A 12,815-nucleotide genomic window follows, 5' to 3' on the forward strand; every position below is an offset into this window, starting at 1 on the left:
CCCACCCGACCAACGCCGGTCAGGGGCGATTCCAGACCGTCCGGCGTGTGAGGACGAGGCCGTCAAGGCCGACGGGGGTCCGGGGGCGCAGCCCCCGGGGGGGACGCGCGCCACGACACACCCGCACCCGCACGGGCACCGGCACCCAAACCCGCACCCGCCGTCACAGGCGCCCGCGCCCTACGAATGCCCCAGCTCCGCCACCGCCTCGTCCTCGGCCACGGGCACCGACCCGGAATCCGCCGCCGGCCGCAACGGGAACGGATCGACCCGCGTCTCGTCGATCACCGGCGGAGCCACCCGCGGCGGCTTGGGCATGACCGCCGCCTCGGAGTGCCCGCCGCACCCGTAGGCCAGGGACACCACATGACCGTCCGCCGGCGAGAACTCGTTGGCGCACACCCCGAAGGCCTGCCCCAGCGAGCCGCCGATCCGCGCCAGGAAGCCGCAGCTCACGCAGGACGCGGGGGCCGCCTGGGCCATCGCGGTCTTGGGGCCGTAGCCCTCCTCCCAGCGGTCCGCGGCGACATGCAGGCCGTACCGGGAGAGCACCCGCGTGCGGCGCAGGCCCAGTTCCTCGGCGACCGCCGAGATCGTGCCACGGGCCGGGACGGTCGACAGCTCGGCCGGCGGACCGGCCGTGACCTCGGCGTCCTCGGCCTCCACCAGGTCGGCCATCTCGTGGGACACGGCGGAGTTCGGCGGCGGCTCGTCCTCGCCGGTCCAGCCGGGCTCCAGCCGCAGGTCCTCCGCGTCGGTGGGCAGCAGGTCGCCGGGGCCCATGTCGCCGGGCCGCAGCCGCTCGCTCCACGGCACCCACTCGGGGGCGAGGAGGGCGTCCGGGCCGGGCAGCAGGACCGCCTCGTCCACCGTGACGATCTTGGCGCGGGAGGCGCGGGCCACGGTCACGGCCCAGCGCCAGCCGCGGTACCCCAGCTCCTTGCAGGCGAAGAAGTGTGTGACGACCCGGTCGCCCTCCGACACCAGCCCGGCGTGCTCACCGACGACGCCGGGTGCGGCGGCCTCCTCGGCTGCGGCGCGGGCGAGGTCGACGGCCTCGGCGCACAGACGGTCAGGGGTGCGGCTTCGCGTTGTCGCTGCGCTCACAGGTATCGCTTCTCTCCATACGCCGTCTCACGAGTGCGCCGCTGCCTGCGAGGGGCGGACGGAGCGGACCTGTGGACCGCGTCGACGTCCGCGCCCGATCGCGCTCGGGCACACCTACGTCATCCATTCTGCGGGATGGCCGTAAGGCGCGCGGCCGAGAACGTTCGCCACGGCGCGCTAAGCACGCTACCTGCTCATGTGCGCTGGGCCTACACCGACGGGAGTTTCGGCGGGGTACGGCCGGGCGTCCCCCGGTGGGGACAGGCCGACTCGATCACCGCCATCCGCGCCGTATCGACGCTACGGCCCCCGCTCTCGGGGCACTATGACGGGGTGGCAGCCGCACGGACGGAGTTCAAGGGCGGAAGCCGGGGGCGCGGCCCCGGGCGGTTCCGCGCGGTCGGCCGTGTCCTGCGTCTGCCGGTGACCGGAACCGCGCGCGGCATCCGCCGGGCGACGCACGCGCACGGCGCCGGCGAGTCCGGCCTCGGCAAGCTGATCGAGCTGCACGGGGTGAACGGCGCCGGCGACGTCATGATCACCGTCGCCCTCGCCTCCACCGTCTTCTTCTCCGTCCCGACCGACGAGGCGCGCGGGCGGGTCGCGCTCTACCTCGCGATCACCATGGCGCCGTTCACCCTCCTCGCGCCGGTGATCGGTCCGCTCCTGGACCGCTTGCCGCACGGCCGCCGCGCGGCGATGGCGGCCGCGATGGGCGCCCGGGCGCTGCTCGCGCTGGTGCTGTCGGGGGCGGTCGTCAGCGGCAGCGTCGAGATGTACCCGGCCGCGCTCGGCGTACTGGTCGCCTCGAAGGCGTACGGCGTGGTCAGAAGCGCGGTGGTGCCCCGGCTGCTGCCGCCGCGCTTCTCCCTGGTGAAGGCGAACTCGCGGGTGACGCTGTGCGGGCTGCTCGCCACCGGCGTCGCCGCGCCGATCGCGGCGGGGCTCCAGCAGGTCGGGCCGCGCTGGCCGCTGTACGGCGCCTTCGTGATCTTCGTCGCCGGCACGGTGCTGTCGTTCACGCTGCCGCGGAAGGTGGACTCGGCGCGCGGCGAGGACCGGGCGCTGCTCGCCGCGGACGAACAGCACCTGCACGGGCCGCTGCGCAAGCCGGGCAGGCGTCCCGGGCTGCGCACCGTGGGCCCTGCGGTGACGCACGCGCTGGGCGCCAACGCGGCCATCCGCTGCCTGTCCGGCTTCCTGATCTTCTTCCTGGCCTTCCTGCTGCGCGTGCACCCGATGACGGGGCAGAGCGCGGCCGTGTCGCTGGGGATCGTGGGCGTCGCGGCCGGCGCGGGCAACGCGCTGGGCACGGCGGTCGGGGCGTGGCTGCGGTCACGGGCGCCGGAGATCATCATCGTGACCGTCGTGGCGTTCGTGCTGGGTACGGCGGTCACGGCCGCGGTGTTCTTCGGCGCGGTGCTGGTGGCGTGCCTGGCGGCGGCCGCCGGGTTCGCGCAGGCGCTGGCCAAGCTGTCCCTGGACGCGCTGATCCAGCGGGACGTGCCGGAACAGGTCCGCACGTCGGCGTTCGCGCGCTCGGAGACGCTGCTCCAGGTCTCCTGGGTGCTGGGCGGAGCGGTCGGCATCGTGCTGCCGCTGAACGGCACGCTGGGCCTGTCGGTGGCCGCCGCGATCATTGCCGCCGGGTGGCTGACGACCGTACGGGGCCTGATCGGCTCGGCCCGGCACGGGGGGCCGGCGCGACCGAGGGTGGCGTGACCACGCCACGCCGTACCCAGGTGGGGGGAGGGCCGGAGGCGCCGTATAGCCTTCGCCCATGACCACGTTGCAATCCGTTGTGCGACGCCGCCGCGCCGTCGCCGCCGCCGGCGCCGTATCCGCCGGACTGCTCCTGCTGTCCGCCTGTGACCAGCCGACGCCCATGGCCACGGTCACGGTCGGCAGTGACTCGGTCAGCTCCGAGGCCACCTGCGGCGGTGAGGACAAGGTCCTGGAGACCGCCGAGATCCAGAAGTGCCTGCAGGACGACGACGTCAAGTCCATCACGGTCAACCCCGACGACACCGTGCGCCTCGGCGTGGACCCGGAGGTCGCCGACGAGCGCTGGACGATCCTGATGAACGGTCAGCAGCTCACCGACGACACGGACAACACCTACCGCACGGTCCCGGGCAGCGTGTTCTTCAACGCCCAGTACGGCGCCCAGGGCGACTCGACGCTGGTCACCATCAAGGCCGGCGACGGCAAGGCCGGCAGCGAGAAGGCCACCGGTCTGTGGTCGTTCAAGCTGAAGAAGGACGACTGACCACGTCCTCCGCGCGCATCCTCGTGGCCACCGCGGTCCCCGTCGAACGGGACGCGGTGGCATCGGCGTTCCCGGAGCCGGGCGCCGAGGCGTCCCGCCCGGGCGTGCTCCTGCGCCGGTTCCCGGGCGGCTGGGACCTGCTGGCCGCCGGCGTCGGCCCCGCCCTCGCCGCCGCCTCCACCGCCTCCGCCCTGACCGCCGCGGCCCTCGACGGCGCCCCGTACGACCTGGTCGTCTCGACCGGGATCGGCGGCGGCTTCGCACCGGACGCGCCCGTCGGCTCGCTCGTCGTCGCCGACGAGATCACCGCGGCCGACCTGGGCGCCGAGACGGCGGACGGCTTCCTGCCGGTGACCGACCTCGGCTTCGGCACCGTCACCCACCGCCCGCCCGCCGGCCTCGTCCGCCGGGTCGCCGACGCGACCGGGGCCCGCCCCGGCACCGTCCTGACCGGGTCCACCGTCACCGGCACCGCCGGGCGCGCCGCGCTGCTGCGCGCCCGCCACCCGCGGGCCCTGGCCGAGGCGATGGAGGGCTTCGGCGTCGCCGAGGCCGCCGCCGCGCACGCGGTGCCGGTGCTGGAGCTGCGCGCGGTCTCCAACCCGGTCGGCCCCCGGGACCGTGCCGCCTGGCGCATCGGCGACGCCCTCGCGGCGCTGACGGACGCCTTCGGGAAGCTCGCACCCGTTCTCACGAGTTGGAACCACCATGACCCCCATGACCCCCATGACCCAGACGACCCACACGGCCTCTGAGCCCTTGCGGATCGCGTACTCCCCCTGCCCGAACGACACCTTCGTCTTCGACGCGCTGGCGCACGGCCGCGTCCCCGGCGCCCCCGCGCTCGACGTGGCGTTCGCGGACATCGACATCACCAACGGCATGGCCGAGCGCGGTGAGTTCGACGTGCTGAAGGTGTCGTACGCCGTGCTGCCGTACGTCCTCGACGAGTACGCCCTGCTGCCCTGCGGGGGCGCGCTGGGCCGGGGCTGCGGTCCGCTGGTGCTGACCCGGGAGGCGGACGTGGACCTGCGCGGCCGCACGGTGGCGGTGCCCAGTGAGCGGTCGACGGCGTACCTGCTGTTCCGGCTGTGGGCGGCGGACACCGTGCCCGGCGGGGTCGGCGAGATCGTCGTCATGCCGTTCCACGAGATCATGCCGGCCGTGCGGGACGGCAAGGTCGACGCGGGACTCGTGATCCACGAGGCGCGCTTCACGTACCAGAACTACGGGCTGCACAAGCTCGCCGACATGGGCGAGCACTGGGAGCGGACCACCGGGCTGCCGATCCCGCTCGGCGCGATCATCGCCAAGCGGTCGCTGGGCGAGGCGACGCTGACGCGCCTCGCCGACTCGGTCCGTACGTCCGTGCGGGCGGCCTGGGACGACCCGGAGGTCTCCCGTCCGTACGTCATGGAGCACGCCCAGGAGATGGACCCGGCCGTCGCCGACCAGCACATCGGGCTGTACGTCAACGAGTTCACGGCCGACCTCGGCGAGGACGGCTACGCGGCGGTCCGGGGCCTGCTGACCCGCGCGGCGGCCGAGGGACTGGTACCGGCCCTCGGCCCGGACGCGCTGGCGTTCCCGTAAGGGGTGGGGGGTCAGACGTCGAGCTGGTCGGCGACCGCGCGGAGGAGGCCGGCGATCTTCTTGCCGGCCGTCTTCTCGGGGTAGCGGCCCCGCTCCAGCATCGGGGTGATGTTCTCCAGGAGGGTCGTCAGGTCCTGGACGATGGAGGCCAGTTCGTCCGGCTTCTTGCGCTGTGCGGCCGCGACCGAGGGCGCGGGCTCCAGCAGGGTGAGGGACAGGGCCTGGTCACCGCGCTGTCCGGCGACCACGCCGAACTCCACGCGCTGTCCCGGCTTCAGGGTCTCGACTCCGGCGGGGAGGACCGAGGAATGGACGAAGACGTCACCGCCGTCGTCGCGGGAGAGGAAGCCGAAGCCCTTCTCGCTGTTGAACCACTTGACCTTGCCGGTGGGCACGTCTGTCCTCGTCCTCGTACTCGTCGGAAAACTGCTCGGAAACGGCTCTTGATAGCACTTGGGCGGGTCGTCCGGACCCGCCGGTACCAAGGCTAATGGTCTTGCAGCCGGTGACAAGACGTTCCCCGGCTGTTCCCTCGGGCTGGGAACTACCCTGGTCGGGTGCGTGACAAAACCCAAACGAATTCCGCCGCGCCCGGTGACCGACTGATCCGCGCCGGTGCGATCGTCTTCTTCGTCGGCGCCGTGGCCACCCTGGTCACGGTGGCCCCGCTGCTCATGGGGACGACGCCCTTCCCCACCTACATGTTCGTACTGAGCATGCTGATGGGAGTGGGCTTCCTGATCGCCGGCGCGGGGGTGTTCCGGTCGATCGCGGCGGGCCGGCGTCAGGCGCGCGCCGCGTCGGGGCCCTCGCCCGCCCCGTCGCCGTCCCGGTAGCCCGCGAGCCACGCCGGGAACCCGGTCAGGTCGGTGAGGACCGCGTCGGCGCCGGCCGCCCGCAGTTCCTCGGCGCTGTACGGGCCGCTGGCCACGGCCACGGAGTGGGCACCGGCGGCGCGGGCGCCGCGTATGTCGCCGAGGTGGTCGCCGACGTACACGTCGGCACTGTGCTCGCGCAGCGCCACGGCCTTCTGCTCGGCCCACAGGTCGCCGATCACGGCGTCCGGTTCGATGCCGAGGTGCGCCAGGTGCAGCTTGGCGTTCGGCTCGTACTTGGCGGTCACGACGATCGCCCGTCCGCCGGCCTCCCGTACGGCGGTGACGGCCTCCCGGGCGCCGGGCAGCGCGGGCGTGGCGGCGACGGCGTACGTCGGGTACATCTCCCGGTACAGGTCGGCGGTGGCCGCGATCTCCTCGGCCGGGAACCAGTGCGCCAGCTCCTCCTCCAGCGGCGGCCCGAGCCGGGTGACGGCCAGATCGGCGTCGACGTACGTCCCCGTCCGCTCGGTCAGCGCCAGGTAGCAGGCGCGGATGCCGGGGCGTGAGTCGATCAGCGTCATGTCCAGGTCGAAACCGACGGTGGGCGCGGGGCGGGTCGTGAATGCCATGGGCCCCATTGTGCCGGGAGACCCGGCGGGGCCGGCCCGATCACCCGCCCGGTGGCGACGGGTGATCGGCTCCGAGGCCACGACCGTGTCCCAGTCCGTCGGCCGCCCACCGCGGGCCGGCCCGCCGACGGCGTCCGCCGGGGACGGGACACCCAGGGGCGCCTGGTCAGCCCCGGGGGCGGCGGGCGCGCCAGAGGAGGTAGAGGGCCGTGGCCACCGCGGCGGAGTTCAGGACCCAGGGCAAGGTCTCGGTGATGGCGTCGCTCATGCGGCCCTCGGCGATCGGATCGCCCCAGCGGCCGTCCGTACGGCCCCACAGCCACACCACGCCCACGGCGGCGACCGTGCCGGGCAGGCCCAGTACCGCCCACTTCGCCTGGGCGGGGGTCAGGCGGCGGGAGAGGAAGACGAGCAGCCAGCCCAGAACCATCGGTTCGGGTCTGCTGAGGACGGTGCCGGCGACCAGCAGGGTGGCGGAGAGCAGCAGCAGGGGGCTGTTCCAGCCGCCCTCGGGCCACAGGCGGGGCAGGCGGCGGCGCCGGGCCCGCCCCGTCCTCCCGGCGACCGGCTCCGCGGGCTCCTCCACCGCCTCCGCGGCCGCCGGCTCCTTCTGCGCCGCCTCGTCCTTCTCCCTCGGCGGCGGCTTCAGCAGCTCCGGGATCTCGACGCCGCCGACGAACCCCGGCACGCTGTCGCCGCCGCCTCCGAACGGGCCGTTGTCCACCCGCCACCAGTCCGGCTGCGTGACGCCGTCCCCCAGCTCGTGCGCGCTCGCCGCGTGCGGCGGGGAGGGAACCGACGCGGGCTCGGGCTCCGACGCGGGCGGGGCGGGACGGGGGCGCGGGACGGCGCGCCACAGGCCCTTGCGCCGCTCCGCGTTCCCCGGCTCGCCCTCCTTCTGCACGGGCACGGCCGCGGGCGGCGCCGACGCCGGCGCGGCACCACCCCCGGCGCCCCCGGCACCACTTGCACCACTCGTGCCCCCCGCCGCGTCGACGATGTCGTCGGGGCTGCCGAGCCGGTCCAGGATGCGGCGGACGGCGGCGGGGCTGTCCACGGTGGTCCCGGCCCGGCGCCGGTCGATCTCGCCCCGCAGTTCGGCGACCAGCCGCATGCGGGTGGCCGACGGCAGCTGCCGTTGCTGGGCCACGTCACCGACGCGGCTCAGATACTCGTAGACGACCTGGTCGCTCTCGATCCCCACAAAGCCCTCCGGGGCGGTGTGTTGTGGTACCCCGTCGGACGAAGGTACCGAATGTTCCCGCCCGCGGCGCAGGTCCCCGCGCACCGCGCACCCACGCGACACCCCACCGTCGTACCCACCCGCTAACGTGGGCCGGATGAGCACCGAGGAGAAGTCCGCGGCCCCCCGGTCCCTCGCGGAAGCCCTCCGCGTCAGGGACGACGTCTCGCTGGCCGCCCTCCTGCGCAGCCGGCCCGACCTCGTCACTCCCGTCCCCACGGACCTCACCCAGCTCGCCACCCGCGCCGGTACCCGTGCCTCGGTCGTCCGGGCCCTGGAGCGGCTGGACCGGTTCGCGCTGCAGACCGCTCAGGCGCTGGCCGTGGCGGCGGACCCGGCGCCGTACGGCGAGCTGCTCGGTCTCATGGCCGGGGACCCCGGGGACACGGCTGACCCCGCCGTCTCGGCCGCCCTGCCCCGGGCCGTCGCCCTCCTGCGCGAGCAGGCCCTGGTGTGGGGCGCCGACGACCGGCTGCGGCTGGTGCGCACCGCGCGTGAGCTGCTCGCGCCCTCCCCGCAGCACCCGTCCCCGACCGGTCTCGGCCCCACGGTGCGGGAGGCGACGGCGGGGATGTCGCCCGGCCGGATCCAGGAGATCCTCGCCGCCGTCGGCCTGCCCTCGACCCACGACTCCGTCTCCGCCGTGTCCGCGCTCGGCGCCCTGTTCACCGACCGGAGGCGGATGGCGGCGCTCCTCGCCGAGCTGCCCGAGGAGTCCCGTGAGGTGCTGGCCCGGCTGGTGTGGGGACCTCCCTACGGTCAGGTCACCCACGATCCCGCACCGCACCTGCGCGCGCTGCTGGACCGCGGGCTGCTGCTGCCGACCGCCCCGGGCACGGTCGTCCTCCCCCGCGAGGCCGCCCTGCACCTGCGCGCGGGGCGGGCGCACCGCACGCCCGAGCCGGTGCCGCCGCCGGTGGAGGCCGCCGCCGCGCACCGTCCACAGCTTGTGGACGCCACCGCGGCCGGGCAGGCCCTGACGGCACTGGCGACCGTCGAGGAGCTGCTGAAGGACTGGGACGAGGGCGGCCCGGCGGTGCTGCGGGCCGGCGGGCTGAGCGTGCGCGACCTGAAGCGGACGGCCGTCGCCCTGGACGTGCCCGAGCCGGTCGCCGCCTTCTGGGTCGAGCTGGCCTACGCGGCCGGGCTGATCGCCTCCGACGGCGGTGGGGGTACCTCCCACGCCGTCAAGGCAGTGGGGGACGACGAGCGGTACGCGGCGACCCCGGCCTACGACGAGTGGCGCGAGCTGCCTCCCGCCGAGCGCTGGGCCCGGCTGGCCGTGACGTGGCTGACGGCCACCCGCACGCCGGGGGTGGTCGGCGGCCGGGACGCCAAGGACCGCACGCTCTCGGCGCTGGGCCCGAACCTGGACCGTTCGGTGGCGCCGGAGGTACGGCACCGGGTGCTGGCCCTGCTCGCCATGTTGCCGCAGGGCGCCTCGCCCACCGAGGAGTCGGTGCTCGCCCGGCTGCAGTGGGAGCGTCCGCTGCGCGCGCCCCAGCGGGAGCAGCGGACGCAGCCGGAGGAGGACCTGCGCACCAGGATCGCCCGGTGGACGCTGTCAGAGGCCGAGCTGCTGGGCGTCACCGGGCGCGGCGCGCTGGCGGCGCCCGGGCGGGCGCTGATCGGGGCGCCCGAGCCGCCGCACCGGGCCGAGTCGTCCGAGGGGCCCGGCGACAAGCTGCCCGTCCACCACCACACGCCGCCCGCGCCCGCTCCCCTCGCCCCCGCCGAGCAGGCCGTCGCCGCCGCGAGGGCCGCCCGGCTGCTCGCGCCGCTGTTCCCCGAGCCGTTGGACCACGTGCTGCTCCAGGCAGACCTGACGGCGGTGGCGCCGGGGCCGTTGGAGCGCCCGCTGGCCGACCTGCTGGGGGTGCTCGCGGACGTGGAGTCCAAGGGCGGGGCGACCGTCTACCGGTTCACGCCGGGCTCGGTGCGCCGCGCGCTGGACGCCGGGCGGACCGCCGCCGACCTGCACGCGTTCCTCGCCCGGCACTCCCGTACGCCGGTGCCGCAGCCACTGACGTACCTGATCGACGACGTGGCCCGGCGGCACGGGCAGTTGCGGGTGGGCGCGGCCTCGGCGTACGTGCGCTGCGACGACGACGCGACGCTGGACGAGATCCTCGCCGACAAACGGGCCGCCGGCCTCGGGCTGCGCCGTCTCGCGCCGACCGTGCTGGCCGCGCAGAGCGACCCGGCGGCGCTGCTGGAGGGGCTGCGCGCGATGGGGTTCGCGCCGGCCGCCGAGTCCGCCGCGGGCGACGTGCTGATCGCCCGGGCCGACGCTCACCGCACCCCGCCGCGTGCGGCACCGGAGCCGGTCCCGGACGGTCCGCCGGTCCCCGACGACACGCTTCTGACGGCGGCGATCCGCGCGATCCGGGCCGGCGACCTGGCCTCCACGACCCCGCGCAAGCCGGGCGCCGGGAGTGACGAGGACGGATCCTCGGGGGCGGGCGGTGAGCTGCCCCGCACGGGGGCCGCCGAGACCCTCGCCACCGTGCAGGCGGCCGTGATGACCGGCGAGGCGCTGTGGATCGGCTACGTGAACGCCGAGGGCGCCGCCAGCCAGCGCGTCATCGCCCCGATCCGGGTCGAGGGCGGCTTCGTCACGGCGTACGACCACACGGCGGACGAGGTACGCACGTATCCGCTGCACCGGATCACGGGCGTCGCCGAACTCGCCGACGACGCGACGTGACGTGGCGTGACCTGCGGTGACCCGGTTCCCCGGGTTTCACACCCGTCCGGCCGCGATTCCTTCTTCTTGCGCACTTTCGGGCGTATGCCGTGATTCATGCACGCCACGCCGGGTGATTCGCACCTGAGAGGGAGCTTTTTTCATCTTCCGCATCGAGTCGTCGGCGGTCGGGCAGCCACCGGGTGTCCTGCACCGAACCGAAAGGGGAAACCCGATGCGTGCCGTTCGTCGTGTCGCCACCGTCCTGACCTCCACCGCCGCACTGATCGCGGCGTTCGCCGCCGACGCCGCCGCGATCGGTATCGACCTGGGTGGCGGCTTGACCTTCTGATCCGTCCGTTCCGCCCCCCTGCCGCGGGCCGGGTCCCCGCCCTCCTGGACCCGGCCCGCTCCCGAGCCACTCACTGCCCCGCATGCCCCTCGCGCCCGTCGCGCCCGTCGCGCCCCTCACGCCACCGGAAGCCCCTCCCCCCGAAAGGCCGGACACCCCATGCCCTCCCCTCTCCCCGGTCCCGACCGTTCCGCCGCCCGCTCCGCCGTCGCCGTCTCCGTCGCCGCCCTGATCACCGCCGCAGCGCTGTTCGGGGCGCTCGCTCCCAAGGCCACCGCGCTGCCGCTGCCCCTGCCGTCCACCGGCGTCGAGCCCCTGGTCACGGAGGGGGTCACCATCGAGGGGCCGCTGATCAACAACCTCACACTCCGGTAGCCCGGCCCCGCGATCAGGCACACTGGACGTTTGGCCGATCCGTCCAGTCGCGGTCGGCCGTACGCACGCGAAAGGGTGCCGCCCGTGAATGGTCCGCTGATCGTCCAGTCCGACAAGACCCTGCTCCTCGAAGTCGACCACGAGCGGGCCGGCGACTGCCGTCGGGCCATCGCGCCGTTCGCCGAGCTGGAGCGTGCGCCGGAGCACATCCACACCTACCGCGTGACCCCGCTGGGCCTGTGGAACGCGCGGGCCGCCGGACACGACGCCGAGCAGGTCGTGGACGCGCTCGTCGAGTACAGCCGCTACCCGGTGCCGCACGCGCTGCTGGTCGACATCGCCGAGACGATGGACCGCTACGGCCGCCTCACCCTCTCCAAGCACCCGGCGCACGGGCTGGTCCTGACCACCACCGACCGGCCGGTGCTGGAGGAGGTCCTGAAGTCCAAGCGGATCGCGCCGCTGGTCGGCAACCGCATCGACCCCGACACGGTGGTCGTGCACCCCTCCGAGCGCGGGCAGATCAAGCAGACGCTGCTGAAGCTGGGCTGGCCCGCCGAGGACCTCGCCGGATACGTCGACGGCGAGGCGCACCCGATCGAGCTGGCCGAGGACGGGTGGGCGCTCAGGCCCTACCAGAAGCAGGCCGTGGAGAACTTCTGGCACGGCGGCAGCGGTGTCGTCGTCCTCCCCTGCGGCGCCGGCAAGACGCTGGTCGGGGCCGGTGCGATGGCGCAGGCCAAGTCCACGACGCTGATCCTCGTCACGAACACCGTCTCCGCCCGGCAGTGGAAGCACGAGCTCGTCAAGCGCACCAGCCTGACCGAGGACGAGATCGGCGAGTACAGCGGGACGCGGAAGGAGATCCGGCCGGTCACCATCGCCACGTACCAGGTACTGACGACGAAGCGGAAGGGCGTCTACCCGCACCTGGAGCTGTTCGACTCCCGGGACTGGGGCCTGATCGTCTACGACGAGGTGCACCTGCTGCCGGCGCCGGTCTTCAAGTTCACCGCCGACCTCCAGGCGCGCCGCCGGCTGGGCCTGACCGCGACCCTGGTGCGCGAGGACGGCCGCGAGTCGGACGTGTTCTCCCTCATCGGCCCGAAGCGGTTCGACGCCCCGTGGAAGGAGATCGAGGCGCAGGGCTACATCGCACCCGCCGACTGCGTGGAGGTCCGGGTCAACCTCACCGACTCCGAGCGGCTCGCGTACGCGACGGCCGAGGCGGAGGAGAAGTACCGCTTCTGCGCGACGACCGACACCAAGCGGAAGGTGACGGAGGCGATCGTGCGGCGTTTCGCCGGGCAGCAGACCCTCGTCATCGGCCAGTACATCGACCAGCTCGACGAGTTGGGCGAGCACCTGGGCGCGCCGGTCATCAAGGGTGAGACGTCCAACGCCCAGCGGGAGAAGCTCTTCGACTCCTTCCGGCGGGGTGAGATCAGCGTCCTCGTCGTGTCGAAGGTCGCGAACTTCTCCATCGACCTGCCGGAGGCGACGGTCGCGATCCAGGTGTCCGGCACCTTCGGGTCCCGGCAGGAGGAGGCCCAGCGTCTGGGCCGGGTGCTGCGCCCCAAGGCCGACGGCCACCAGGCGCACTTCTACTCGGTCGTCGCCCGCGACACGCTCGACCAGGACTTCGCCGCCCACCGCCAGCGCTTCCTGGCGGAACAGGGCTACGCCTACCGGATCATGGACGCGGACGAGCTGCTGACGGAGAGCTGAGCGATCGGAGGCCGG

Annotated in this window: 12 protein-coding genes; 8 read left to right on the forward strand and 4 right to left on the reverse strand. The window is 74.3% G+C overall.

The window, feature by feature from the left end; genetic code table 11:
* Window positions 1–180: 180 nt before the first annotated feature.
* On the reverse strand, window positions 181–1,107 hold the full coding sequence (locus tag RM812_RS26710) for a DUF3027 domain-containing protein (RefSeq protein WP_311577068.1): 927 nt from the start codon (window positions 1,105–1,107) through the stop codon (window positions 181–183).
* A 333-nt stretch (window positions 1,108–1,440) separates the two neighbouring features.
* Between RM812_RS26710 and RM812_RS26715 the strand changes: the two genes are divergently transcribed.
* Genes RM812_RS26715 through RM812_RS26730 form a run of 4 tightly spaced genes read left to right on the forward strand, consistent with a single transcriptional unit; the run spans window position 1,441 to window position 4,969 of the window.
* Entirely contained in the window at window positions 1,441–2,829 is a 1,389-nt protein-coding gene (locus tag RM812_RS26715; protein ID WP_311577071.1) for an MFS transporter, read from the forward strand.
* Window positions 2,830–2,887: 58 nt separating this feature from the next.
* The gene (locus tag RM812_RS26720) at window positions 2,888–3,376 is read left to right on the forward strand and encodes a DUF2771 domain-containing protein (protein ID WP_311577074.1); all 489 of its coding nucleotides are present in this window, start codon (window positions 2,888–2,890) and stop codon (window positions 3,374–3,376) included.
* The gene (locus RM812_RS26725) at window positions 3,346–4,131 is read left to right on the forward strand and encodes a futalosine hydrolase (protein ID WP_311577077.1); all 786 of its coding nucleotides are present in this window, start codon (window positions 3,346–3,348) and stop codon (window positions 4,129–4,131) included. The genes RM812_RS26720 and RM812_RS26725 overlap by 31 nt, the downstream gene beginning before the upstream one ends.
* Window positions 4,103–4,969, forward strand: a complete 867-nt coding sequence (locus RM812_RS26730) for a 1,4-dihydroxy-6-naphthoate synthase (protein ID WP_311577287.1) — start codon at window positions 4,103–4,105, stop codon at window positions 4,967–4,969. The genes RM812_RS26725 and RM812_RS26730 overlap by 29 nt, the downstream gene beginning before the upstream one ends.
* An 11-nt stretch (window positions 4,970–4,980) precedes the next feature.
* Here the strand turns inward: RM812_RS26730 and RM812_RS26735 are convergent, their stop codons facing one another.
* Window positions 4,981–5,364, reverse strand: coding sequence for a cold-shock protein (locus tag RM812_RS26735; RefSeq protein WP_161163330.1), 384 nt, complete (start codon window positions 5,362–5,364; stop codon window positions 4,981–4,983).
* Window positions 5,365–5,526: 162 nt separating this feature from the next.
* Between RM812_RS26735 and RM812_RS26740 the strand changes: the two genes are divergently transcribed.
* On the forward strand, window positions 5,527–5,805 hold the full coding sequence (locus RM812_RS26740) for a hypothetical protein (RefSeq protein ID WP_311577084.1): 279 nt from the start codon (window positions 5,527–5,529) through the stop codon (window positions 5,803–5,805).
* Here RM812_RS26740 and RM812_RS26745 read toward each other — a convergent pair.
* Together RM812_RS26745 and RM812_RS26750 are read right to left on the reverse strand one after the other, a co-directional pair.
* A complete protein-coding gene (locus RM812_RS26745) occupies window positions 5,754–6,416 on the reverse strand; it encodes an HAD family hydrolase (RefSeq protein WP_311577087.1) in 663 nt (220 codons plus the stop codon). The two genes, RM812_RS26740 and RM812_RS26745, sit on opposite strands and share 52 nt — an antisense overlap.
* A gap of 166 nt (window positions 6,417–6,582) precedes the next feature.
* Window positions 6,583–7,620 carry a hypothetical protein gene (locus RM812_RS26750; RefSeq protein ID WP_311577090.1) on the reverse strand — a complete coding sequence of 346 codons (1,038 nt, stop codon included), beginning with the start codon at window positions 7,618–7,620 and terminating at the stop codon, window positions 6,583–6,585.
* A 136-nt stretch (window positions 7,621–7,756) separates the two neighbouring features.
* Between RM812_RS26750 and RM812_RS26755 the strand changes: the two genes are divergently transcribed.
* The 3 genes from RM812_RS26755 (at window position 7,757) to RM812_RS26765 (ending at window position 12,800) form a co-directional block, all read left to right on the forward strand.
* The gene (locus RM812_RS26755; RefSeq protein ID WP_311577093.1) at window positions 7,757–10,366 is read left to right on the forward strand and encodes a helicase C-terminal domain-containing protein; all 2,610 of its coding nucleotides are present in this window, start codon (window positions 7,757–7,759) and stop codon (window positions 10,364–10,366) included.
* Between the two features lie 490 nt (window positions 10,367–10,856).
* Window positions 10,857–11,072 carry a hypothetical protein gene (locus RM812_RS26760; RefSeq protein ID WP_311577096.1) on the forward strand — a complete coding sequence of 72 codons (216 nt, stop codon included), beginning with the start codon at window positions 10,857–10,859 and terminating at the stop codon, window positions 11,070–11,072.
* 84 nt (window positions 11,073–11,156) lie between these two features.
* Window positions 11,157–12,800, forward strand: a complete 1,644-nt coding sequence (locus RM812_RS26765) for a DNA repair helicase XPB (RefSeq protein ID WP_311577099.1) — start codon at window positions 11,157–11,159, stop codon at window positions 12,798–12,800.
* Window positions 12,801–12,815: the final 15 nt, after the last annotated feature.

It is taken from the genome of Streptomyces lancefieldiae, from assembly GCF_031845825.1.
Taxonomy (GTDB): Bacteria; Actinomycetota; Actinomycetes; order Streptomycetales; family Streptomycetaceae; genus Streptomyces; species Streptomyces lancefieldiae.

Excerpts from the sequence above, each read along its gene's own strand:
- RM812_RS26720 (WP_311577074.1), top strand. The coding sequence starts at position 2,888 with ATGACCACGTTGCAATCCGTTGTGCGACGCCGCCGCGCCGTCGCCGCC.
- RM812_RS26730 (WP_311577287.1), top strand. The coding sequence starts at position 4,103 with ATGACCCAGACGACCCACACGGCCTCTGAGCCCTTGCGGATCGCGTAC.
- RM812_RS26745 (WP_311577087.1), bottom strand. The coding sequence starts at position 6,416 with ATGGCATTCACGACCCGCCCCGCGCCCACCGTCGGTTTCGACCTGGAC.
- RM812_RS26755 (WP_311577093.1), top strand. The coding sequence starts at position 7,757 with ATGAGCACCGAGGAGAAGTCCGCGGCCCCCCGGTCCCTCGCGGAAGCC.
- RM812_RS26760 (WP_311577096.1), top strand. The coding sequence starts at position 10,857 with ATGCCCTCCCCTCTCCCCGGTCCCGACCGTTCCGCCGCCCGCTCCGCC.